The sequence below is a fragment of the Microbulbifer aggregans genome, from assembly GCF_020524005.1.
GTDB classification, from domain to species: domain Bacteria; phylum Pseudomonadota; class Gammaproteobacteria; order Pseudomonadales; family Cellvibrionaceae; genus Microbulbifer; species Microbulbifer aggregans_A.
This window is the reverse complement of sequence record NZ_JAIVKK010000006.1, coordinates 185,003-210,725: the sequence shown is the minus strand read 5'-3', so window position 1 is coordinate 210,725 and position 25,723 is coordinate 185,003. Positions and strand designations below refer to the sequence as shown.

Annotated in this window: 11 protein-coding genes; 7 read left to right on the top strand and 4 right to left on the bottom strand. The window is 50.8% G+C overall.

The features are described 5' to 3' along the window. The first annotated feature begins 38 nt into the window (after positions 1–38). From tssE to tssH, 4 genes are read left to right on the top strand one after another with little or no spacing between them, the layout of a single operon-like run. Positions 39–512: a type VI secretion system baseplate subunit TssE gene (gene tssE / locus LC093_RS13020; protein ID WP_226665392.1), complete on the top strand. Its 474-nt coding sequence runs from the start codon at positions 39–41 to the stop codon at positions 510–512. Further along, positions 512–2,341, top strand: coding sequence for a type VI secretion system baseplate subunit TssF (tssF, locus tag LC093_RS13015; RefSeq protein ID WP_226665390.1), 1,830 nt, complete (start codon positions 512–514; stop codon positions 2,339–2,341). Before tssE ends, tssF begins: the two co-directional genes overlap by 1 nt. Further along, complete coding sequence (gene tssG / locus LC093_RS13010; protein ID WP_226665388.1) at positions 2,305–3,435, top strand: type VI secretion system baseplate subunit TssG; 1,131 nt, start codon at positions 2,305–2,307, stop codon at positions 3,433–3,435. Before tssF ends, tssG begins: the two co-directional genes overlap by 37 nt. Before the next feature lie 47 nt (positions 3,436–3,482). Continuing rightward, the gene (gene tssH / locus LC093_RS13005) at positions 3,483–6,146 is read left to right on the top strand and encodes a type VI secretion system ATPase TssH (RefSeq protein WP_226665386.1); all 2,664 of its coding nucleotides are present in this window, start codon (positions 3,483–3,485) and stop codon (positions 6,144–6,146) included. Positions 6,147–6,253: 107 nt separating this feature from the next. On the opposite strand, the gene LC093_RS13000 is transcribed toward tssH, so the two are convergent. From LC093_RS13000 to LC093_RS12985, 4 genes are all read right to left on the bottom strand, one after another. After that, positions 6,254–6,502, bottom strand: coding sequence for a PAAR domain-containing protein (locus LC093_RS13000; RefSeq protein ID WP_226665586.1), 249 nt, complete (start codon positions 6,500–6,502; stop codon positions 6,254–6,256). 48 nt (positions 6,503–6,550) lie between these two features. After that, a complete protein-coding gene (locus LC093_RS12995) occupies positions 6,551–7,129 on the bottom strand; it encodes a DUF6931 family protein (RefSeq protein ID WP_226665384.1) in 579 nt (192 codons plus the stop codon). A gap of 12 nt (positions 7,130–7,141) precedes the next feature. Continuing rightward, entirely contained in the window at positions 7,142–8,968 is a 1,827-nt protein-coding gene (locus tag LC093_RS12990; RefSeq protein ID WP_226665382.1) for a type VI secretion system Vgr family protein, read from the bottom strand. A gap of 184 nt (positions 8,969–9,152) precedes the next feature. After that, on the bottom strand, positions 9,153–9,641 hold the full coding sequence (locus LC093_RS12985; protein WP_226665381.1) for an Hcp family type VI secretion system effector: 489 nt from the start codon (positions 9,639–9,641) through the stop codon (positions 9,153–9,155). Positions 9,642–10,219: 578 nt separating this feature from the next. On the opposite strand from LC093_RS12985, the gene LC093_RS12980 reads away from it, so the two are divergent. The 3 genes from LC093_RS12980 (at position 10,220) to LC093_RS12970 (ending at position 25,711) form a co-directional block, all read left to right on the top strand. After that, entirely contained in the window at positions 10,220–12,796 is a 2,577-nt protein-coding gene (locus tag LC093_RS12980; protein ID WP_226665379.1) for a protein kinase domain-containing protein, read from the top strand. 103 nt (positions 12,797–12,899) lie between these two features. Continuing rightward, entirely contained in the window at positions 12,900–14,876 is a 1,977-nt protein-coding gene (locus LC093_RS12975; RefSeq protein ID WP_226665378.1) for a ShlB/FhaC/HecB family hemolysin secretion/activation protein, read from the top strand. Positions 14,877–14,932: 56 nt separating this feature from the next. Continuing rightward, positions 14,933–25,711 carry a filamentous hemagglutinin N-terminal domain-containing protein gene (locus LC093_RS12970; RefSeq protein ID WP_226665376.1) on the top strand — a complete coding sequence of 3,593 codons (10,779 nt, stop codon included), beginning with the start codon at positions 14,933–14,935 and terminating at the stop codon, positions 25,709–25,711. Positions 25,712–25,723 lie beyond the last annotated feature (12 nt).

Sequence of the window (25,723 nt, the reverse complement as noted above, 5' to 3'; positions counted from 1 at the left end):
AATACGAGTTCGCAGCGGTTCATGGGGAATCATTGATAATGACAAAAGAAAAGCGTTTACTGGCGCCCGTACTGGACCGGCTTCTGGCATCAGCGAGTAACCAGGACATGACAAAACCTCATCAGGTACTGCGTCAGCTTAGAGAGGGTGTACGCCGAGATCTGGAGTTTCTTTTCAACAGCCGGTTTCGCTGTATGTCGGCACCTGCGGAACACGAAAACCTTGAAACATCGAATATCAACTTTGGTCTTCCGGATTTATCTACCATTAACTTTTCGTCCGCGGATAGTCGTAAAAAATTTTGCCGTGAATTAGAAAAAACGATTACTAATTATGAGCCTCGGATTCGATCCGTTAAGGTGAGTACTCAAAAAAATGTGGATGTCGAAGATCCGAGTATCCGGTTTCGTGTAGAAGCTGTGCTGCATGTGAATCCTTCACAGGAAGTGATTGTGTTCGATTCTGCTTTGAATCCCGTCACTCAATTGGTTGATGTTTCCGAGATAATGTGATGAGTGAAAAATTAATAGATCTATATGAGCGTGAACTGGCGTTTGTTCAACAGACAGCCGCCGACTTTGCGCGTATGCATCCTGCGGCCGCATCCAGGCTTCAACTGGATGCAGACACGGTGGATGACCCGCTTGTCGGTCGGCTGCTTTCCGGCGTGGCTTATATGAATGCGCGGGTTCAACAAAAATTGAACGATGACTTTCCGGAACTGACGGATGCGATGTTAGAGACGTTGTATCCACATTATTTACGCCCGATCCCTTCTTGTGGGATTGTTCAATTTGAGCCGGATGACGATTTGGACTCTATTGTTTCCGTAGAAGCAGAAACAATGTTGGAAAGTGATACCTTCCAGGGACAGTCATGCCGGTTTCAAACTTCTTATCCTGTGGATATTTGTCCATTTTCAATAGAATCCGCTAGTTTGATGTCAAGGCCATTCATTGCGCCAGGTTGCAATGAGGTTCTGGGTAGTAATGCTGTTTTAAAGATCTCATTAAAGACGCTAAGCGGAGATTTGCGCTTTTCTGACCTGGGGTTATCTAAACTCAGGCTCTTCTTGAAAGGGCTCCCTAACCATATTTATCCACTTTATGATCTTCTTCTAAGCAAGTGCATAAAAATTGTCATAGCCAATTCAGAAGGCGATCCTACCCCTATTCATGTGGATACTAATGTTCTGCAACAGGTTGGACTAGCCCCGGATGAAGGGATTTTTCCTTATCCTGACAGCGCATTTATTGGTTATCGTCTACTTACAGAATACTTTTCGTTTCCGGAGAAGTTTCAATTCATTGATATCACTAATATTGGTGGAGCAATAAATTCTACCTACGGTGACACGCTGAACCTTTATTTTTACCTGTCTGAGTCCAATGACGAGTTGGAAAAGCAGATGGGTGCAGGTATGTTTGCCCTAAACTGTACGCCAATTGTTAATTTGTTCCCCTACACGGCTGATCCTGTTCCGCTCTTACATACTGAATATAGTTATCAGGTTGTGCCAGATGTTCGGCGTAGCGAGGGCCTGGAAGTGTATTCGGTCGATAGCGTGAGCGCGAGCGACGCGAGTGGAAACGCGACCAGGTATCGACCATTTTATGGATTGCAACACAGTCAGCATCAGGCGCGACAATCGGCTTTCTGGTTTACACGTCGGCGGGACGTTGTTGAAGGGGAGCACAGGAATGAGCAGGCCTCAGAAGTTGATATCAGCCTGGTTGACCTGGATTTCAACCCGTTCAAAACAAGCGATGAAACGCTAAGTATAAAGTTGACCTGTTGTAACAGGAATTTACCGAAAAAGCTTCCTACAGGTAATTTACAGCCGTATTTAAGTATTGTTGATGGCGATGCGCCGGCGCAGCGTATCGTTTCGTTGGTTTCACCAACCGCGACGATTCGTCCTCCGAGGAAGGAAAGGGCATATTGGCGCCTGATATCCCACTTGAACCTAAACCATCTCTCCTTGGGTGGTGAGAGTGGTTGCGATGCACTAAAGGAAATACTGCGCTTATACGATTTCAGGAATTCGCCAAGTACCAGAAATATGATCGAGTCGATACTAAAGGTTGAGACCAAACCTATAACAGCGCCTATTCAAATTGATAGTAGTGTTGTCCTCTGTCGTGGAACGGAAATATCGATAGAGCTGGATTCAATGATGCTTTCTGGCACAAGCCCGCTAATGTTTGCGAGCGTTCTTGAGCGATTCTTTGCGTTGTATTGCTCTATTAACTCTTTTACTAGGCTGATCGCGAAATTGAGTGGTCAGGATGGAGAACTTAAGCGATGGCCTCCCCGCGCTGGCGACAAAGCACTGGTGTAATCGGTCGCCTCAAGCAGGCACCATACAGGTTCGAATTTTTTCAATCTGTACGATTACTGGAAAATGCGGCTACATGGTCCGAAGGAAAATTTTCGGCCATGCCGGTTGCCGGGTATTCGCCTCCCAGTCAGGAGGTCGTACGCTTTCGCGCACAAACATCGTTGTCATTTGTCGGCGCCGATGTACTCGAAATTTCTACAAGGTTCGATGAAGGTGCCGAGGCTGACAGTGCTAGTAATAATCAATGGAGTATGGAAGTTGGTTTTGGCGGGCTGATCGGAAGCCAAGGCGTGATGCCTTATTTCCTGACGGAGCTTGTCCACAAGGAAGCAAAAAACAAAAGCGGCGCACTGAAAGATTTCCTCGATATCTTTAATCATCGAAATGTTTCGATGTTTTATCAGGCTTGGCATAAATATCAATTGCCGGTTAATTATGAAAGAGCGCGCAGACAGAACACGCGAGATCCGGATCTGTTTAGCCATGCCCTTGCTGCGATAGCTGGCCTTGGCACAACCGAAATGCGCTATCGGACGGCGGTACCCGATGAAGCACTGATTGGCATGGCGGGGCATCTTGGGCGGCAGCAGTGTTCGGCCGCTGCGCTCAAAAGCATGATTCAACAGTACTTTGGTCTCGCTGTGGAGATAGAGCAGTTTCACGGACGTTGGGATGAGCTGCCCGGAGACGTTCTTACCAGGCTCCCCTCTCATGAACATCCTAACGGAGTGAATAATTGTCTCGGAATAAATTCGATATTGGGGACACACTGTTTCCAGGCTCAAAACAAATTCCGCGTTGTTATTGCACCTTCGGACTATGGCGCATATATGGATATCTCTCCAGGTAGTGAGAAGCTTGAAGCGTTGAAGTCGTTCATACAGCTTAGCGCCGGTGTTGAGCTGGACTTTGATATTTCGGTGGCCATACCGGCAGACGAAGTAGCGCCTTTACAGTTGAATTCGAAAGCCGAGACAAAAGCGCTTCTAGGTTGGAATTCGCAAATGTTGAGGGAAAGTCAAAATAAAGAAAGCCTGACAATCACATTGAGTTCAGATAGCTATTCACCTGACGAGGCGCTTCCCAGCGCCTGATTCCGTCAAAGGGGAATGAGGGAATACCGAGATAAGGAATATTGCCAATGATAAATATTGATTTAAAGCGATTAGTGGCGACGATGACCCCGCATATGCGGGAATCCCTGGAAGGGGCTGCAGGGTTGTGCCTGGCCCATAACCAGTACAACGTTGAACTTGAACACTGGCTGTTAAAGCTTCTGGATAAGTCAGATACTGATCTACTACATTTGCTTGAAAAGCATGAGGTGAATCTCTCTCATGTAGCCAAACAGCTCGCTGCCGCAATTTCCAAGTTCAAGTCTGGCAGTAGCAGGCCTGCGGCGTTGTCGCCGACCATTGTGGAAGCCGCAAAAAATAGCTGGATGTTGGCGTCAATCGATTACGGCCATCAGGCCGTATCCTCCGGTCATATGATTGCCGCGCTATTGCTGGAAGAGTCTTCACGCAGGCAATTGCTTGAGTCCTGTCCAGAACTTAAGAATGTAGCGCCTGAGTCGATTCGCGAAACTGCCAAGGCAATGTATGGCCGGACCGGTGAGTCGAGTTACACAGGATCACCGGCGCAAGCCGGAGCCCAGCCCGCACCCGGAGACCTCAAAGCCAGTAAGACACCGTCATTGGATAAGTACACGGTCAATCTTACCGAGCGCGCCAGGAGTGGTGAAATTGATGTTGTTTTAGGGCGGGACGAAGAGATTCGTCAATGTATTGATATCCTGACACGACGCCGGCAAAACAACCCAATTCTGACGGGCGAAGCCGGGGTCGGAAAGACCGCTGTGGTGGAAGGCTTTGCTTTGAGGATCGTCAGCGGAGATGTGCCGGCGCCACTACGCGATGTTTGCGTAAGGACACTCGACCTGGGCCTTTTACAGGCCGGTGCGAGTGTTAAAGGCGAGTTTGAGAACCGTCTCAAGTCGGTCATCGAAGAAGTGAAAGCGTCCGCGACCCCGATCATCCTATTCATCGACGAAGCACATACAATGATCGGTGCAGGTGGAAAGGAAGGGCAGGGGGATGCGGCGAACTTATTGAAACCTGCGCTGGCGCGTGGTGAATTGCGGACCATAGCAGCCACAACCTGGGCAGAATATAAGAAGTACTTCGAGCGCGATCCTGCTCTTACCCGTCGGTTCCAGGTTGTCAAAGTCAATGAGCCGGATGAAATCGCGGCGATCGACATGATGCGTGGAATCGCTGAAAGCCTTGAGGCGCACCATAAGGTTCGGATCCTGGACGAAGCGATCGTTGCGTCTGTGAAGCTTTCTCACCGGTACATTCCGGGAAGGCAATTGCCTGATAAGTCAGTGAGCCTGTTGGACACGGCTTGTGCACGTGTGGCATTGAGCCAGTCGGCGACCCCGGGCGCCATCGAAAATGTTGAGCGGATTGTGGCGAATGCCTCGCGGACTATGGATAAACTGGCTCGCGAGAATGCCGCGAATGGGATATACGAAGAGCAAATCGAAGAGCTCCGGGTGAGAAAACAAGCGGCCGACGAGCGTCTTTCAAACCTGCGTAATCAGCAAAGGCAAGAAGCTGAAATTATCGAGCAAATCAAGGTATTGCGTAGTCAGATCGATGAAGATTTTGCCAGAATTAGCTCTGGGGACGAGAGCGTTGACCCCTCGCAAATGGCCGATCTCAAGCAGCAGCTTTCCACCTTGCAAGATCAGCTGGAGAATGTTCAGGGCGACACGCCACTGATGCAGCCAGCTGTAGACGAGCAGGCCATTGCCGAAGTTATCGCTAACTGGACCGGCATCCCGGTCGGCAAGATGGTCGGTGACGAAATCCTGGCGGTACAGAGCCTCGCCGACCGGCTCAATCAGCGTGTTATCGGCCAGGGGCACGCCACTGAGGCGATCGCTCAGGCGATACGAACCTCTCGAGCTGGACTTACTGATCCCAGAAAGCCGGTGGGGGTATTTATGTTTTGTGGGACCAGTGGTGTGGGGAAAACCGAAACAGCATTGGCGCTTGCTGATGAGCTATTCGGTGGAGAGCAAAATATAACCACTATTAACATGGCCGAATTCAAGGAAGAGCATAAAGTATCCATGCTACTCGGTTCCCCTCCCGGCTATGTGGGTTATGGTGAGGGTGGCGTGCTGACCGAAGCCGCTCGTCGCAAACCGTACTCTGTGATCTTGCTCGATGAAATGGAAAAAGCACATCCTGGCGTACAGGATATTTTCTATAATCTGTTTGATAAAGGCACGATCAAAGACGGTGAAGGCCGGGATATCGATTTCAAGAATACCGTTATCATCATGACGTCGAATGCGGGTGAGGACGCCATCAGGGCAATCTTCAATCAGGTAGAAGAGAAGCCAGAGCCAGATGTGCTTCTGGAAAATATACGCCCGCACCTCTTGCAGAAGTTTAAGCCTGCCTTTCTTGGGAGAGCGACGGTTATAGCCTACTATCCGCTGGACGATGAAAACCTCGTTGAAATTTGCAAGATCAACATGCGGCGAGTTGAAAAGAGGATTAAAGACCACTATGGAGCGGCTTTCAGTTATGACGAAGACGTATTGATTAATATTGTCGCGCGGTGCCAGGAGTCGGATACTGGTGCCCGGAATATTGAAGCGATTCTGAACAAAACATTGCTCCCATCACTCGCCAGTGAATGCCTGGATAAAATGGCCAAAGGTGAAGCAGTATCCTCTATTCAAATTAGTGCTACAGAAGACGGCGATTTTCACTATCAAGTCTGTTGATACCTGACAAATAAGCCGTGGAATAAAAAGCCCTCCGACAGGAGGGCTTTTTATTAGTGACCAACAAGAAAGCAAGTTAAACGGCTAATGTACCTTTAGCCTGAATGCTACCCACCAACCAGTACGGTAGGACAGCCAACCACTATTTTACCGCCGTGGCCAGTCGAATCCCCCATACGCGCTGCTGGCTTACCCTGGATCAATACGGTTGTACTTCCGGACGCTATCGTGTCTGGTGGACCGACGCAGGTACAGGTGCTCCCTACCGTTGCTGAGGGTATCCCGCCAATAATGACAGTGGGCCCTCCAGGGCTCACTATCGGTCCCCCGACATGAGGTACTGTGCCAGTAACCATTGGACACACGTGCATATCGGTCAGTCGTGATGCCGGCTTCCCCATAGTCTATTGCCCTGCCTGTCCGTTGCCGCCCCGGGCGAGATCCAGCCCCTGCGCAAGATATTTTTTGAAAGACTTTGTCGGGTCGACAGGGTCTGATAGAACGGCAGCAAGAGTAACACTACCTGAAACAGCATGCGCGTACAGGTGTTCCGGTGGCTCAATCGCAGGTTCTCCGGGGCCAGCAAGGCTGCCGTGGCACCAACTAGCGGCGGTCGCGGCCCAGCTGGCGGGGGTTTGGTGTTTGGTTATCTCACCCAGGCGCTTGCAGATCTGACGCCGCTCTTCAGTAGGATTTTTTACCCAGCTTTCCGCCGCAAGTAATGCCTTTGTATTGTTTTCATCGGTTTGTGGGTTGTGTGTATCCCGGGTACAGAGGCAAGACCACCAAACGGATTCTCGTTTCGGTAGTCCGTGGGCAAGTAATTTAACTGCGTCAGGGTAAAGTCCCGCATCCATTAACCGAACAATACTAATTTCCGGCGCCGTATCCGCGACGATATACTCGGAGGCTTCATCACTTAAATCTATATTTGCGAGCAACTCCTCAGCGGTCGCTGCACGTACTTTTACCAGATCAGTCATTGATTCGCTCCATCAATTAATCTTGGTAAGGCCGCCCTTGAGCGTCAAAATGCCACCAGCCTTCATTTCCGCCATGGAATCGCCTTTACAGGACAACATGGTACCTTTGATTGTGATACCGGAATTGGTGATCTTGATACTGTTGCCGGCGACTTTGAGCTCGATCGACGTCTTTGACGTAATCGTTATGGCACCCTTGGCATCGGTAGTCTGCGTGCCGCTTTTAATCATCAGGGAGTGGTTGCCCTTGCTGATATTAGTGCTTTCGTTACCGTCAGTGATCAGGATGTCACGGTTCTGCTTTACTTCAATAGACTGGTTGTTCTCAATTTTTCCAGTCTGATCATTGTGCACGACAAAGTTATGGTCCTTGCCTGCTTCCATATAAATTTCTTCTGCGTCTTTCTTGTCGTCAAACTTAAGCTCATTGAATTTGCTGCCATCGAGTTGGGTTTTCCACCCGCTTTGGCTTGCGTTGAAATTTGGACCAAGGTTATAGCCGTTATATACCGCGCCTGTTACCACAGGGCGATCGGGGTCGCCATTGATATAAGTGATAATGACTTCCTGTCCAACGCGAGGAACAAAGTTGGCTCCCCAGTTTTTTCCCGCAAATGATTGCATTACTCGGACCCAGCAACTGTTTTGCTCCGAATTCCAGGGGAATTTAACTTTGACCTGGGTAAATTTGTCCTTGGAGCTATCTGAAAGGGTTGCGCAGACTTCCACAACCTCGGCAATTTGCGGAGAAATGTCTCGCCGAGTGCCGAGAAAAGGGTCCGGCCTCGGGACTACTTTGTCGGGAATGCAGCGGAAGCTGTTGCTGAAGCTGGTTTCGTCACTATTACTATCGGTCGCAGCGATTCGTACCGATGTGAGTAGGTAGTCGCCTTTTTCGGATTTCAGCGTGTGGGCGAATGAAAATTGGCCGCCGGCACTGAATTCCGGACAATCGCTAGACCCATGGGCAATGTCAAAGCGGCATTCCTGGGCCTCAATTGCACACTCAGCCAGAGATTTATGGTAGTCGTCCTTAAACGCGTGCTGACTATCCCCTTTTGAGAGGAAGTGATTTAGCCCATATATATTCTGAATATAATCTGAGGCGTTATTTATGTCGTTTTTTGTTTTTACAACCTGCTTGTTGTCTTTGCCGACCGTGTATTCGTTGTAATCCTTGAATTCAAAGCCACCACCATGGTAATTGAAATCTCTTCGCCAGGAACTTACAGAGTTTTTTGTTGGCAGGCTTCCACCGCCATCGTACTCAATTTCTTCATTGGTACACTTGTAAAATCCCTTTGGGGAATCACAAAAAACAAGCTCATGTGAATTTTCGGTGTGCTTAAAGTAGTAGCTGATCCCTTCCTCTGAAAGCAGGCGATCTATGAATTGAAAGTCTGTTTCGCCAAATTGTACACAGTACTCTCTAGATATAACTGATCGAGTTGACTTGTCCGAAAATTGTACGACGCGGGAGTATTCAGAAAGAACCTCTTTAATAATTTCGGTAGCCGTTTTGTCCTCGAATACACGGTTTGTTCCTGAGAGGTTACAAAACCATAGTCCAGGTTGGATAATCGCCTCATATTTTCGCATGCCTTCCGCATTAACATCGAGCATGGAGAAATTGGTTACGAATCCATTAATTTGGCGAGTTTTTCCTGCATGATGGATGCTCGCAGTAAAGGTTTTTCCGACTATATCCGATTGCGATATGTCATGGTTGTCCGAAAGCAATGACGCCTGAAACCGGAAAGGCTTCGATATATGTTCTTCGCCATGAAAAGCTGTGGCAATGAAAGTGTCTTTCCCAATTGGAGTAGTGACACGAATCATACGTTTTTCTTGATTAAGAGAAGACATATCAGCCCCAATTCCTTGTAGGTGCCAGAAAATACAAATTCTACTATCGATAACCAAATCAATATTGGTTGTCGATAGCGTGTTTTAAACGCCAAAAGGCCGGGGTCCACAGCCGTAGACTGTGGCCCTCCGGCCCTTTGCGAAACCGAAAGTAAAATTACAGAACAGTCGCAGTGGTGAGATCGTATCCAACGCGCATGTTTTTCGGGTTCTTGTTGGTTTTGTCCGCGTGGTTGAGGTCGGCCTCAATCTTGGCAAAGCTGAGGGAGATAGACTCCATGGGAGGGCCGCCAGCGGAAGCGCTGATGCTGTAAGAAGAGATGATGGCATCTTCCAAAGAGTAAACAGCGTACTTTTCTACCGCGTTTGCACCGGTCTGAACAACATGGATTTCTACTTTAACGCCTTCGTCGCCAGAGACTGAAGACTTGAACAGGCCACCGGATGCAGCGTCGATACGCTTGGTCAGGGTGATTTCGCTCAGGCTTGGGCGGGTTGCTTCACGGTTTGCCATTGCGCCGGCTTCCATGGTGATGCCACGGCCAACACCGAAGTTGAAGCTTTCTACTTCGATCCAGTCTTCGTAACCTTTTGCAGTTACGTTACCGGCAGGTGCCTTGCTATTGAAGTTCATGTAAATAGCCATTTTAAATCCCTCAAATTGGTATGGACTTTCGAACTTGGTGGTTAATCCTTTGCCACCGCGAATAGCAGTAGTTCAGGTTTTGCCAAATTGGCAAGCGGGAGGAATTTAATCAGACCGAAGAGTAAAAAAAAACTATTAAATTTGTGTATTTTTTTGACTCTGGTACCTATTAATTGATCGATATCAGTAGGGGGTAGGGTTTTTGGGTTCTGCAGATTTTTACTCTGGTACGAATTTTATAAATGTTTTTTTATATCTGTTAAATACCAATAATTTGACTCTGGTACGAATTTAAGAGTTTCTCCTGCCTAAGTGGTACTACCGTTTTATTTTGGATTTGGTACGACCGTTTTGTTTGGCGGGTCTCTTAAGTATATGTAAGAGAATGTAATCCAAATTCGGCGTATTGTGTGCTGACTTTAATTGTTGCGTACTTTTCGGTTCGTTATACTTCGCGCCCTTGCATGGGGCTGTCTAACGCTTAAAGATGGCTCTCTAACGTTGGCTGCCCTCAAGGTGCGGAGGCGGCGTATAGCTCGTGAACGGAAACGCGGCAGATTTACACCAGGGAGATGGTTGTGAACGACAAGACCCGAATAGTCAAAACGGCTGGCGAATCACTATCGGCATGTACCGATTCTGATATAACGGTTTTTGTCGGAAATGAAAATACCGGTGCTAACGATCATCCGCCGATCGCAAGAAACCCAGGATTGGAGTCGAATCCCGTTGCAATGGCGGCGTCGGACGCCACGGTAATCGTGGACTCTTCTCCTGCGAAGCCATCAACGCCATCCTTGCCCAAGCCGCGTGAAGCGGTGCATTTCGAGCCCTCCGGCGAGCGCGAAGGCGCGGTTACCAAAACGGTGATCAAGGGTCGCTTTGAGCTCGACAAGCTGTTAGGTGTTGGCGGTATGGGTGCCGTGTTTAAGGCGCTCGACCGACGCAAGCTCGAAGCCAACGACAGCAATCCTTACGTGGCAATCAAATTGCTCAATGAGGATTTCCAGAAGCACCCCGACGCATTTGTCTCCTTGCAGCGCGAAGCGCGCAAATCGCAAACTCTGGCTCACCCCAATATTGTTACCGTCTTCGACTTTGACCGGGAAGGCGATCGCGTATTTATGACCATGGAGTTTCTTGAGGGATCTCCACTGGATAAGCTCCTCAGGGAGAACTCCGGGGTCGGCGTAGGCAAAGAGAAAGCGATAGCTATTTTTCGCGATGTGGCACAGGCACTGATATACGCCCACTCCCATAGAATTGTGCATTCTGACTTCAAGCCGGGGAATATCTTCGTCACCAACCGCAATGGTGCCAAAGTTATCGACTTCGGTATCGCGCGCGCCGTATCCGAAGGCGGTATAGCGAGTAAGGCAGGCGAGCAAACGATCTTTGACGCGGGCACACTTGGCGCTCTGACACCGGCCTATGCCAGTCTGGAAATGCTCGAGGGTGGGGAACCTCAACCTAGCGACGATGTATATGCGCTGGGCTGTGTTGCCTATGAGCTCTTCGCCGGTCGCCACCCTTTTGACAAGCTTCCTGCCGATAAGGCCTTCAAGAAAAAGCTAAAACCCAAACGCATCAAGTCGCTCAGTCGCCGCCAATGGCGGGCGTTGGAGGCCGCGCTCGCATTTCACCGGGAGGATCGAACTCCTACGGTGGAGCGATTCGTTCATCGGTTCTTTACCAATAGCGGCTGGAAGTGGGCGTTAGGTAGTTTGTTTGTTGCTGTTCTCGTTGGTGTGGGCGTTGGGTATTCCTATCTGGAGAAGCAGAACGCTGCGGAGCAGAAGCGTGTTGCTGAGGAGCTTGAACGCAAGCACCAAAAGGAATTAATCGAGCGCCGAATCTCGGACAAGCGCGAAGCCATTGATCGCCTGGTAGCACTGAGTGTCCTGACGCCATCCTGGGAGAGGGACGTGCGTATCGAGCTCAGCGAATACGAATCACTCAACCCATCTGATACCGCCTATCCGGAACGGATTCGTCAGAACGTCTCCGACCTCTTTGTGGCGGCTGCCACTGGTCAGTTGACCCTTGGCAATCTGGAACCCGCCGATGAAATGTTGGGGCGGGCGGCTTCCTGGAATGCGCAGGTAGAAGGAGCGGATGAGGTGCGCCAGCAGCTTCAGGAGGAGCGCGAAGAGTTGCAGCGCAAGATGGACGCCGAGCGGCGGGCCGCTGAGCGGGAGGCCGAGCGGATCCGGATACAGGCACTCCAGGAACAGCGTCGCCTCGAAGCGCTCAAGCAGCAGCAAGCGCTGGATGCTGAGCTCGATGAGATGGAGCAAGCACTGAGTTGTAGCTTTGGTATGCGCATAGGTGAGGTTGCCGCATCACTGTCGCGCTTGGCTGACATTGATCAAACAAAAGCTCAGAAGGTACGCCCTGTTCTCGCCGATGAATTCGTAGGCTGTTTTGGCAAGCTTGCCGGTCGCAGCCCTGAACGTACGGATGTTTTGCTGACCGATGCGCGAGCGATGCTGCCGGAGCAGCGTGTACTGACCGAGTTCGAGCTGGACTACTGCGGCCACCTTAGCCCTGGTTCTGGAGGCCGGGGTGAGCGCTATAGCTGCGCCGACCCTATGCAAGGCGGTGACAAAGGGCCGGAGCTGGTGGTTGTTAAAGGTGATGGTGGCTGGCCAGTAGCCGTGGGTAAGTATGAAATCAGCAACCGGGAATTCGGTGAGTACTGCCTCGCGACCGGTGCCTGTGATGACACTGGGCGAGCTCGGGATGATATGCCGGTCAATAAAATTGATATCGAGCAGGTGCAGGGATATCTGAACTGGCTGTCTGAAGAAACTGGTCGTACCTACCGGCTTCCCTCTGAGCGCGAATGGTTCGCCGCCGCGAGTGCCGGCGGTCAGGCGGAAATTGCTGACCGAAACTGTTATCTCAACTATGGCGGTATTGAGAAGGGCGCGGAGCTCGTGCCCTCCACAAGTGGTGCTGCCAACCAGTACGGCATTGTCAATGCCGTCGGCAATGTGCAGGAGTGGGTGCTGGGATCAGAGGGCGATCTGATTGCTGCCGGTGGTAACCACCTCGACGCCATGAGCCGTTGCTTGACCACATCGAAGATCATGCACGATGGCACGGCTGATGAAGTGACCGGATTCCGGGTGGTGCGCAGTCTTACGCGCTAATCGCGCAACACTCAATTAGAAATTGAAGCCGTGCTTTTTGCATGGCTTATGTTTGTCGGCATGTGCTCGACAATCGATTGCGAATCTTTCTGAAGGGGGAAAGGTGGATTCTAAATACAAGGGACTGTTGTCGATTTCCATGCTCGGGCTAATGGTTGCCAGTAGTGTAGTGGAAGCGCAGGAAGACACTTCGAACTTTAGAAGCCGCGTGCGTGCGGCCTTCGAGCAGGATCTGCCAACCGTTGATGACGATATATTAAACGGTGAGTTTGAGCGTCGCGCAAAAGAGGCTCGGGACCCCAACCTGGATGCGGACATCCCGGAAGTTTCCGGTCGGGAACTTGGCCCCCGAATTTCCGTAAAAAAAATCCTGTTTCACCGTCTGGAAGAGTATCCAGAATTTGGCATAGAGCGCGAGGAGATAGAGGCGCTGGCAGAATCCCTGCGGTCAAAATATATGCAGGAAGATAAGGTGCTCGCCGCTGGCTATACCGTCAAAAACCTGGAAGAACTGGCCTTGTTACTGGATGGCATGGGCGCCCGCTTCAGCGCTGACAAGCTTGGCCCGCAACAGCTGAGGAAACTGGTTAACGTTATTGAGCGCCAAAATGCACAGCGTGGTCTGACCTACGCGGACCTTGAAGATATCGCTGCGCAACTTACGCGCTTTTACCGGAAGAAGGGTTTGTTTCTCGCGCAAGTTCAAATTCCCGCGCAGGAAGTAAAAGACGGAATTGTTACGTTTACCGTCCAGGAGGGCATCCTTGGTCAGGTCGCAGTACATGATAACCAGGTATACAGCGCCGAGCGGCTCGCATCTGCCTTTGATGGGCAAAAAGGAAAGTTGGTAAATCGTGAGGATATCGAGGAATCCCTGTATTTACTCAATGACTTGCCCAGCTCCAACGTTACCGGTTATTTCAGTCCGGGAGATAACCCCGGAGAGACAAAGTTAAACTTGAAGGTTCGTGACGAAAGCAGTTGGCAACTTGTGTCACGCATGGATAACCACGGTTCGATTTTTACCGGTGACAGCAGGATATACACTGCCGTCGACTGGTTTAACCCAACAGGAGTCGGCGATTCTTTGACGGTTGGGTTTTTGAAGTCTGCTAGTGATACGAACTCGGATCTGGCCGTCGGATCTCAATTAGGTCAACTCAAATACAGTTTGCCGGTATTTAGCCCTCGAACAAGGCTCCAGATTTCTGCGGATTACAATGAATTTGATATCGCGAATGTGGAAGATCCCTACGACACGATTAACTACCTTGATATCAGCGGTGTCAACGAAAGTTATGCAATGACCCTGGATCATAAGTTCAGGCGATCAAGGGAGTTTAATATAACCGGATCAATTAGCGCGACCAGTAAAAGTACAGATCTATCTGCGATCACTGATTTGATCGGTGACCATGTTGTGGGTGGCGAGGTTGGGGTGTATTTCGATAAGTTGTCGAGTGGCGCTATACCCATGCTCAATATGGTCAATGTGAAGATCCAGTACGGGGATATAAAAAATCTTGACCAAGACCAGAGTGTTGACGGTCGAGATGAAGAGTTTGAAAAGTTAGCTGTTGATACCAGTTCTCTTCTATTTTTACCAATGCCGTTCACTGAAGATAAGTCACGTCTCATTATAAAAAGCCGTTGGCAATACAGTGAGCAGCAATTGCCCGCATTTGAACAATTTTCTCTCGGAGGGGCGAACGGTGTTCGAGCTTTTGAGGTGAGAGACTTTTCCTCGGATCAAGCTGCATTGCTCTCTGCGGAATGGTATCCCGCATTGCCAGATGCAATTAATACCAAAGTGTTTGGGAGCCGCTTGAGTGAATTGCTCCAGTTTGCCGTGATCGCGGATGCTGCTTATGGAGTTTCCACATACTACGATGCTACATCCACCAACGATTGGGGTGCACTTTCCGGGGCTGGAATCCTTTTAAAGCTCAACTGGAAAGACAGCTGGTCCGCTCAGGTATCTGCTGCATGGCCAACGATGTCGAAATATTCAGATCCAAAATTTGATCGTGAATATGATGCTCCGGCGCTATATGCGGATTTCTCATATTTCTTGCACTGATTTTATTAAGTAACCGAAACCAGAATTTTGACTAGCAATTCAGAGCCGAAAACGAAATGAAAGCCAATATGTCTTACAGGAAAAAACCAATTTCTGCAGCAATTAAGCTAGCGCATATGGCGTGCTTTGGCTCGTTTGTTTCAATAGCCTCTGTTGCGCAGGCGGGTCCGGGGAATCACCAGGTGGTTATTGGATCGGCAGACGTATCAAAAGATGGAGATGCAACGAACATTTCGATAGAGAACGATTTCGCCAGGATTGAATGGGAGTCGTTCGACCTTGTCGAAGGTGAAAGTGCAAACTTTTACTTCGGTGACCTTAGCTCTGATGAATTAGGTCTGGTAATCAATGATATAGGCGGTGGTCAAGCCAGTAATATAGCGGGCCAAATAAATTCTACTAATGGCCACGTTGTTCTAATAAACCCGAAGGGCGTGATTTTTTCTTCGGGTTCCGTAGTCAATGTTGCTGCGCTCACTGTCTCCACGCTGTCCGGCGAAATATCTACCAGAAATGACCAGGGCGTTGTCTTTGAAGCGGATGCAGGTGGGCTGGCGGGCTTAATAGAAAATTCAGGGCAGATTACCGCAACCTCTGGAAATGTAACGCTGATTGGCCAAAGTGTCCGAAATGCAGAGGGCGGAAATATTGAGGCTGCACTGGGTGAAATTCGCATGCTGGCGGGTAATAGCGCGGCTCTTCACTTTGATAAGGGTGGCCTTATTGGGGTCGAAGTTACCAGTGAATTCGTAACTGAGGCGTTTGGTGAAGAAGGTGCAGTATTCAATGCGGGTAATTTAGAGGCGGCCTCTGTAATTCTGGAGGCCTCGGTTGCAGAAGATCTGTTCGCCAACGCTGTGAATAATAGTGGTGATATTAAAGCAACCGGTATTGAGCAGGTTGGCGGAACTATTCGTCTAACCGGCAACGTATCAGGTGCTTCGACAGACGGAAGTGTAACAACGGGCGTATTGAATACGGGAAGCCTGAATGCATCTGGCGCGATTGCTGGTTCCGTAGATCTTAGCGGTGGCGATATCGTTCAGTCTGGGCAGATTTCTGCCGATGCAGAGGCACTTGGTAACGGCGGGACCGTGACGATCCAGGCCGCGAACAAGCTCAGTCTCTCCGGTTCGATCTCCGCTAGGGGCGCGGGTGCCGGTAATAGCGGTGGTGCTGTTATTACCGCCGCGGGCGAGATATTCCAATATACCGATGACACCGCAGATGGCGAAGCGGTTGTGGTAACCCGAAGTGATAGCGGTGCAGCGAGCGGCAGTTGGACACTAGAATCTAATCGGATCGAAGTCGGTAATTGTGTTGAAAACTGTCTGGGTGGGTCTGACCTTGCTAATGCACTTGAAGATAACGCGACAGTCAGTCTGGTGGCGCACGGTATTCCCGCCGATGAGCAGGATACAAGCTCCGGCACAATAGTGGTCAATGATGCCGTGCAGTGGAATGCGGATTCTACATTGCAGCTTGAATCCAGCACATCAATCTCGGTGGCGAGTACAGGTGCCGGCACGGTAACCATAGATGGCGGGTCGGGAGCGCTGGAGGCGACCTCGAGTCTCGGGTTTCACAACGATGGCGCGATTAATGTTGACGACTTCGCACTGACAGTCGGCAATGGTGGCAATGGCTCCACCAGTAAACTTGGGGCGGTGACCGCTACGAACCCGATTTCGGTCACCGCCGGCAGTGGCTCGGACCAAATTGATTTGGCCGGATTCACCGATAACTCCACCCTGCGGGTTGACTCTGTGGGTGACGGTCTCGCGATTAGCGTAGATACGCAGGGTAGTGAAGTAGCTACTCTGTCTGGCTTTGAATCTATGTCAATGGAGGCCAGTGATACTCTCAGTGTTGGGGCGCTTAGTGCTGAAGTTGCTATTGCTGGATCGAATCAGGTAGCGGTTAGCGCTAATTCCGCAAGCATCAGCTTCGACGGCGTTGCGCAGGTATCGGGTGATTCGACAAATAGAGTAACCGGTGGCAATGATTGGGCACTGTTGTCTGGTACTGGAGCGTCCAATAGCGATATCGCATTCTCCGGTGGCCTGAATATCGAAACTGGAAGTGGGTCGCTGGTCGGTACCACAAGTGTAGATACATTTAATCTACTGGGTGCTAACACGCTCGAAGCCGGAGGTTTGACGTTCACTGGGCTGAGTTCAGTCGATGGTGGTAGCGGCGACGACATTCTTAATGCACAGAGCAGTGGTACTAGCTTCGCCCTGAATGATGGAAACACGATTTCAGCTGCATCGATGGAATTCTCTGGTGTGACCGTAGTTAACGGCGGTACAGGAAGCGATAACCTCGATGCATCCAGTCTGGCCACATCACTGTTCTTCACGACGAGTGATGGCAGGGGGCTCGCCACCGAAAGTACCGGTGGCATTCGCTTTGTTGGTATGGATAGTGTAGTCGCGAGCAATCTTGACCTGACGCTTGTTGATGCCAGCGTGACGATAAATGGTAGCAAAGCCCTGCAGTCAGGCAGCGGTGCCTCGTCAGTTTCATTTACCGGTATTGATAATGTCGAGGGTAATGTCGGCGATGTTGTCGCGGCGACAAGCGGCAGCGAATGGATACTGGCGAATGGCGGCGGCGCTTCGAATAGCGATATTGCTTTCTCTGGTGGCTTAAGCATCGAGACTGGAAGTGGGTCGCTGGTCGGTACTGCAAGTGTAGATACGTTTAATCTACTGGGTGCTAACACGCTCGAAGCCGGAGGTTTGGCGTTCACTGGGCTGAGTTCAGTCGATGGTGGTAGCGGCGACGACATTCTGAACGCGCAGAGCAGTGGTACTAGCTTCGCCCTGAATGATGGAAACACGATTTCAGCTGCATCGATGGAATTCTCTGGTGTGACCGTAGTTAACGGCGGTACCGGAAGCGATAACCTCGATGCATCCAGCTTGGCCACATCACTGTTTTTCACGACGAGTGATGGCAGGGGGCTCGCCACCGAAAGTACCGGTGGTATTCGCTTTGTTGGTATGGATAGTGTAGTGGCAAGCAATCTTGACCTGACGCTTGTTGATGCCAGCGTGACGATAAATGGTAGCAAAGCACTGCAGTCAGGTAGCGGTGCCTCGTCAGTTTCATTTACCGAAATCGACAATGTAGAAGGCGATAGTGGTGATGTCGTAACGGCGACAAGCGATTGGTCTCTAGGTAATGGTGGCGGCGCTACGAATAGCAGCATAAATTTTTCCGGTAGCCTTCTGGTTTCCGCTTCAGGCGCTAATCTGCAAGGTACAAATCGCAGTGACACGTTCACACTGAACGAAGACGGTAGCTTGGGGGCTGGAGGTTTGGTGTTTGCCGATCTCGGCTCTGTTGTAGGTGGTAGTCAGCAAGGCGGCGCGGATGTTTTGTCGGCCTCTAGTTATGCCGAAGGAGTGACACTCGGATCACAAAATAATACGGTTGGGGCTGCGGGCATAGCGTTCTCCGGAATCGAGGAAGTTTCTGTATCACAGCTCAATGCCCACGCGAACGGTAGTGAGTTTTCTCTGGATGGTGGCGTTTTATCGGCAAATTCAATCGACTTCACTGATGTAAGTCGTGTGAATGGCGGCGCGACCAGCAGAGTGGCTTCCAATTCCGGCGACTGGACGCTAATTAGTGGAGGTGGTGCAAGCAACAGCAGTATTGATTTCTTCGGCGCCCTCAATATTGAGGCCATCGGCGCTACGCTGATCGGCACCTCGGGCGTGGATGAATTTGTATTATCCGGTACCAACCAGGTTCAAGCCGGTGGTCTTACGTTCTCGTCGCTGGAATTTGTTGACGCCGGCGAAGGTGTGGACACTCTGGAGGCATCAACGACCGCTGATGCCACTCTGGGCGCCGAAGCTTTGGTCCTCAATGCTGGCGGCGTCGAGTTCTCAAACATTGACGAAGTCACTACTGGAGCGCTTACTGCCCATAGCGCAGGTAGTAATTTTGTTTTAAATAACGATGACTCGGTCACTGCCAATGGGATCGATTTCTCAAGTGTCGCCCAGGTTAACGGTGCGAGCGGCAACGACAGCCTGAATGCCCTGAGCCTGGGCAATGATTTCCTTTACCTTTTGACTGCGAACGGCCGTGAGGTTGGCACCCAAGCCAGTGGCGGTATCGTGTTCAGTGAAATGGACAGCGTCACGGCGAGCAACCTCGATTTCACCCAGGTAAATGTCAACCTCGAGGTGACTGCAAGCAATTCCATTACAGCAAGAAATCCCATTACTTCAGGTAGTGCTGATTTTGATGGTGTGGAGCAGGCGCGTGGTGATGCTGATAATACGGTTATAGGGCTGAATAACTGGACGCTGTTGAATGATGGTGGCGCAAGTAACAGCAATATCGATTTCTTCGGCGAACTCAATGTTCTCGCAGGTAGCGCCATACTGATTGGTACGTCAGGTGCGGATGAGTTTGTATTGTCTGGTGCTAACGAAGTGAAGGCTGGTGGCCTGACGTTCTCTTCTCTGACCGCTGTTGATGCTGGGGATGGTGCGGACAAGCTGGATGCATTGGCAGCTAACACTACCCTGGGCGCTGCTGATTTTTCCCTCAGCACCGGCGGGGTCCAATTCTCGAATATCGAGGAAGTAACCACCCAAACGCTAACCGCCAATAGCGGGGGTAGTAGCTTTGAACTGAATAGCGATAACTCGATTGGCGCAAATCAGATTACTTTTTCTGGGGTCAACGCTGTCGAGGGCGCTGCTGGGAACGACAGTCTGAGCGCTCAAAACCTTGGTGATCAGTTCCTATACGTCAATCAAGAAAATGGCCTTGAGGTCGGGTCGGGTTCCGACACTATCGTGTTTAACAACATGGATAGTGTTACGGCTAGCAACCTGGATTTCAGTGCTGTTGATCTTGAATTAACCGTTTCCGCGAATAATACAATCACAACGGATAGTGCAACCTTTGGTGGCGTAGAGCAGGCTCGAGGCGATGCTGATAATACGGTTATAGGACTGAATAACTGGACACTGTTGAATGATGGTGGCGCAAGCAACGGCAATATCGATTTCTTCGGCGAACTCAATGTTCTCGCAGGCAGCGCCATACTGATTGGTACGTCAGGTGCGGATGAGTTTGTATTGTCTGGTGCTAACGAAGTGAAGGCTGGCGGCCTGACGTTCTCTTCCCTAACCGCTGTTGATGCTGGGGATGGTGCGGACAAGCTGGATGCATTGGCAGCTAACACTACCCTGGGCGCTGCTGATTTTTCCCTCAGCACCGGCGGGGTCCAATTCTCGAATATCGAGGAAGTAACCACCCAAACGCTAACCGCCAATAGCGGGGGTAGTAGCTTTGAACTGAATAGCGATAACTCGATTGGCGCAAATCAGATTACTTTTTCTGGGGTCAACGCTGTCGAGGGCGCTGCTGGGAACGACAGTCTGAGCGCTCAAAACCTTGGTGATCAGTTCCTATACGTCAATCAAGAAAATGGCCTTGAGGTCGGGTCGGGTTCCGACACTATCGTGTTTAACAACATGGATAGTGTTACGGCTAGCAACCTGGATTTCAGTGCTGTTGATCTTGAATTAACCGTTTCCGCGAATAATACAATCACAACGGATAGTGCAACCTTTGGTGGCGTAGAGCAGGCTCGAGGCGATGCTGATAATACGGTTATAGGACTGAATAACTGGACACTGTTGAATGATGGTGGCGCAAGCAACGGCAATATCGATTTCTTCGGCGAACTCAATGTTCTCGCAGGCAGCGCCATACTGATTGGTACGTCAGGTGCGGATGAGTTTGTATTGTCTGGTGCTAACGAAGTGAAGGCTGGCGGCCTGACGTTCTCTTCCCTAACCGCTGTTGATGCTGGGGATGGTGCGGACAAGCTGGATGCATCGGCGGCTGATAACACTACTCTAGGCGCTGCTGATTTTGCCCTCAGCACCGGCGGGGTCCAGTTCTCAAATATTGACGAAGTAACTACGGGTACTCTGGCCGCGAATAGTGCCGGTAGTAACTTTATTCTGAATAGTGATAGTTCAGTCACGGCAAACAATATTGATTTTTCCGGGGTTAGCCTTGTAAGCGGAAGCACAGCTGCTGACTCAGTTTCTGGCGGTTCGAGCTGGGAAAGAAGCTCGGATGCGTTCATTAACTCTGATGGTGGAAGCAGCATCACGTTTTCTGGGATTGAATCATTCGCTACGTCCAATGGCTCGTTGACGGATAATCAGGGCGGCGATACCTATAAATTGGCGGCCGACAATAGCGTTACTTTGGGTTCTACGGTTTTTACCGGTCTAAGCGATCTGATTGCCAATGGGGAGGGTAATCTAGATGCTAGCGGGTATGCGGAAGGATTGACCCTGAACGGAACAGACAAATCCCTGGATGCTTCCGGTCTGACATTTAGCGGGTTAAGCACCGTTACGGTCCCAAAATTGACGGGTAGTACTTCTGCGGATCATTTCGTTGTTATCGGTAGTGGAATTGTCGATGTTAAATCCATGACGATTACCGGCGTGTCGGATATCGAGGCGGGTAGTACGGCGAATATTGCCGAAGGGCAAAGTGGGGTTGACTGGCTGTTAAATAGTTCAGGCGGAGCAGAAAATAGCGATATCACTTTTTCCGGGTTTAATCGCCTTGAAGCAGTGAACGGGGGGCTTCAAGGCACTGAAGGTGACGATGTATTTGTTCTCTCGAGCGGGCAAGGTGGTAGCCCGAGGGTGTCCGTGAGCGGAATGACTTTTGAAAATCTATCGCACCTTAATGCTGGTGGTCATAGCTCAGGTGATAAGCTCTCGGCTTTGGGCTTTGGTGATATAGCATTAACCGGATCTGACAATGAGCTTCAGGCTGCTTCTTTGTTGATTCGTGATATTGAATCGGCGGATATTGAAAATTTAGTTGGCTCGTCTGGAAGCGATGCTTTCACCGTGATTGATGAGAATTTAATTTCCGTTGCAGGTATGGAAATCGGGAGTCTATTGAGCGTAAATGGTGGTGATGGCGAAGATGCAATTTTTGCTTCTGGTTTTACTGCCTCTGATTTAAATGGCGGAAATGCGGAAGTTGCAGGAATTCGATTTTCCGGGATCGACCGGTTTAGTGGTGGAATGGTTTCGGGTAGAGACAAAGATAACGATATTGTAGTGGTGAATGACGACGGAACCTTGACTTACGGCAGTACGACTCTGGTTGATATTCTTGGGTTTGATGGTAAAAGTGGTGACGACACTGTTGTGGGGGCAGACGGACAAAGCTGGACCATAATCGATGGTTTAACTGCGACAAGTAGTGGTCTAACATTTTTGAATTTCGAATATATTCTTGTGTCAAATGCTGGCGTATATGGTACAGCGAGCGCCGATAATTTTGTGCTGGGTGCGGATTCAAGCGTAAAACTTGGAGATATGTCTTTTTCCGGAATGTCGTTTGTCGATGGTCTGGAAGGTGAAAATACTCTGGATGCAAGTGCATTCTCGGGTGGTCTAGCTTTGAGCGATATCTCCGGTGAGCTTTTCGCCGGCGATTTGAAAATTCTAGGTATCAAGCGTGCGATAGCGGGATTGGTCATCGGTACTGCGAATGACGATGAATTTAACCTAAGTGAGAACCGTGTATTAAGCGTTGGCGATTTTGACTTTAGCGGCGTAAATGAAGTGCAAGGTGGTGGCGGCAGTGATCGGCTGGTAAGTCAGTTTGACGATAGCTGGACGTTGTCCGGGAGTTCCGGAGACTTTGAACATGCCGATGTGGATTTCAGTGAAATTGCGACCGTTTCTGGTGAGAATGGACAAATTATTGGCGACACCAGTGGGCACCAATTTTCAGTAGCCGGTGATAACTCGGTTAGAGTCGGAACAACCCTGTTCTCAGGAATCACAGCGGTTGATGCAAACGGGCAGGATGATGGCGTTACCGCTACCGCTGAGGTAGCGCTAAGTGGAACTGGCGGTGCATTTAATACCGGTGGTATAGATTTCACCGGAATCGATCGCGCAACTGCCGAAAGTGTGGTGGGTAGTGATTCGGCAGAGACTTTCAGTATGTCCGGCAGTGGTGCCTTCTCGGTGCTGGGTATCGAATTCTCTGGTGTCAGCAAGGTTTTCGGTGGGGCAGGTAGCGGGAGTGATGCAGTGGTGTCTCGCGCTGGCCTCGGCTATGCACTGGATGCATCTCATTCGGTATTTCACGATGGTATAACCTTCTCGGGTATAGAAGCTTATACGGGGGCCAATGCCGGGCTTTCCGTAACCGGGCAGGCTTCGGCACGTGTTACCGGTAATGGGAGTGTGGCCTCCGGGCTCTCCACATTTAGTGGTGTGGAGTCCATGGTGTTCGAGGATCAGGTTACACAGCTGGAGGCCTGGGATGGTGTTACCGTAAATGGCACAGGAACGGTTACCAGTGGCGGCATAGCGGTAACCGGGGTTACTTCGGTGTCGAATACGGGTGTGCTCACCGCGACGAGTGGTGACGACGAGTTCATTGTTACCGGCAGTAATGCACTGACTCTCGCTGAGATGGATTTCGAAGCAGTGAGTTCCGTTTCTGCCGGCGTGGGTAAAGATAGTGTGCAGGGGCTGGTATCGAGTGACTGGCAGCTTGGCGCTGCGAATGGGGCCCTAGAGCACGCTGGTATGGCATTTACCGGTATGGAAGTTGCCACAGGCGGCAGCGGCGTTGTGCGTGGCAGTAATGCGGATACTCTATTTACCCTGTCGGCTGCTGGCGATCTGAACGCCAAAGGTATACGTCTCGAGTCGGTAAATTCTGTTGTTGCCGGTTCCGGGGCTGATACGGTGAGCACGGTGAGCGGTTCCGAATGGGTGCTTGGGAATAGCAGTGGTAGCGCAACTTCCCAGGGTGTGGATTTCAGTGGTATAGAACAGGTATCAACCGCGTCTGCGCGGGTTGACGCATCGGCCAACAATGGCGCCGAGACGTTCTCATTGGCTACTGATGCTGCGGAAGTTTCTGTGCTCGGGCTGTTGTTTAAAGATGTCGCAGAGGTGACTGCCGGTAGTGAAAATGGCGATGAGGTCGTCAGTGGCGCCAAGAATTGGCAGCTTGTGGGCAGCAGTGGTCAAGTCGAAGCCAATGGGGTGACATTTGCGGGGATCAATCGCGTTACTGTGGACAATGCGAATCTGTCAGGCACCAGCGCGGATGAGAATTTTGCGCTCACTGGTACATCAGGGGGGCTGACGGCCTCGGGTATTCAGTTCGCCGGCATCAGCAAGGTCGCCGGCAATGGCGGAACCGATAGTCTCACCGCTACAGCGGCAGGTGAAGAGTTTGCCCTCGCGAAAGACGGTACTGTTGCTGTTGCAGGAATTGATTTCACCGGTGTTTCCAGAGTGGATAGTGCTGGTGGTGAAGATGTTGTTCGCGGTGATGCGGCCGAGTGGGCGTCCGTTGTCTCTGGCAGCGCGCTGGAGAGCGGCACTGCAATGGCTGAACTGGAAAGCATCAGTGTGCTGTTTGAAAACCTGGAGCGGGTTGAGAATACCGGGCTTTACAGTGGCGCCAGCCTGGATACGGAGTATTTCCTACTGGGTCAAAACAGCATTCAGGTTGGCGGGGTTACTTTTGATGGTCTGCAAACACTGACTGCGGGTGCCGGCAGTGACACACTACATGGTATTGATGCGGATCAGAGCTGGACGCTGGGCAGTGCCGGCGGCAGCTTGGTTGGAGCGGACGGGACCCTGAACTTCTCCGGTTTTGAAAATATCGTCGCCGGTAGCGGCGCAGACGCATTCACCCTGGAAGGTGGCACACTTGCATCTCTTGATACCGGCGCCGGTAACGATAGCGTTGTGCTGCGAGGAACGCTGCTGGATCAACTGTTCCTCGGTAGTGGCAACGATGAGTTAACCGTGCTATCAGGAAGTCAGCCGGCTGTGCTCAACGGGGGCGGTGGAGATGATCGTCTGCAAATGAGTTTGGCTGGTCAGACCTGGCGAGTGAATGGTGGCAAAAGCGCAGTGAACCTCGCGGGTGAATACCAATTTACCGGGTTTGAATCTTTGGAGGATAGCTCTGGTGGGTTGCACCTGGTTACCAACCAGCAACTTGAACTGTCGGTATCGGATACGGGGGCTGCGGTCAGCTTTGCTGTTGCAGGCATGACACTCAGTTACGACCCGAGTGGCGACGTGGTGCTCGACAGCCAGAATACGGCCACGGTAACCGGTACCCTGGGAGCCCGGGATGCGGATCTGACTCTGGCAGGTGATCTGGATATCAACACGGAAGTAGACAGCCTTTCTGTTCACAGCAGCGGCGGTAACATCGATATTGCCGTGGTGGCACAGGAGGATCTGGAGATTGGCCAAATTGATGCGGGTGATGGCGGTAGTGTGTCACTGCAGAGCGCGGGTGTTGGAGTACTGACCGCTGCAGCATTCAGTGGGCGGGGGCGGGATAATCAGCACATTATCGCAGGCAATATTACTCTGGGTTCAGATGAGCGGTCCTGGCGGGATGTGGGTAGCGCAGATATCCCACTCGGTCTGTATGTGACAGGGTCTGCCGAGTTATATGCGCTCAGCTATTACGATCCGTTTGTTACTGGCGGTGGTGAATTTGAGGGATTTGGTAATCGTCTCGAATCCGTTGCTGGCGCGCAATCGGCCCAGGGTTTGCGGTCCACGGTTCAATCCCCGGCGGATGATATCGCCCAGCTGGATCCGGCGATTTTCACCGAGGTAAGTCCTTACAGTCTCAGCGTGGAAGCGCTCAACTCTCCCGAGCTGCAGTTGCACGCGGGGGAATTGGTCCCTCTCGATGAGCGCGAGAAAAAGCGTCGTAAGGACGCGGCGGTGGCTAACGGAGGCAAGTAAGGGGGCGCGAAG

Bases quoted from the DNA above. Each gene is read 5' to 3' on its own strand.
- tssE (WP_226665392.1), top strand. From the start codon at position 39: ATGACAAAAGAAAAGCGTTTACTGGCGCCCGTACTGGACCGGCTTCTG.
- tssF (WP_226665390.1), top strand. From the start codon at position 512: ATGAGTGAAAAATTAATAGATCTATATGAGCGTGAACTGGCGTTTGTT.
- tssG (WP_226665388.1), top strand. From the start codon at position 2,305: ATGGCCTCCCCGCGCTGGCGACAAAGCACTGGTGTAATCGGTCGCCTC.
- tssH (WP_226665386.1), top strand. From the start codon at position 3,483: ATGATAAATATTGATTTAAAGCGATTAGTGGCGACGATGACCCCGCAT.
- LC093_RS13000 (WP_226665586.1), bottom strand. From the start codon at position 6,502: ATGGTTACTGGCACAGTACCTCATGTCGGGGGACCGATAGTGAGCCCT.
- LC093_RS12995 (WP_226665384.1), bottom strand. From the start codon at position 7,129: ATGACTGATCTGGTAAAAGTACGTGCAGCGACCGCTGAGGAGTTGCTC.
- LC093_RS12990 (WP_226665382.1), bottom strand. From the start codon at position 8,968: ATGATTCGTGTCACTACTCCAATTGGGAAAGACACTTTCATTGCCACA.
- LC093_RS12985 (WP_226665381.1), bottom strand. From the start codon at position 9,641: ATGGCTATTTACATGAACTTCAATAGCAAGGCACCTGCCGGTAACGTA.
- LC093_RS12970 (WP_226665376.1), top strand. From the start codon at position 14,933: ATGAAAGCCAATATGTCTTACAGGAAAAAACCAATTTCTGCAGCAATT.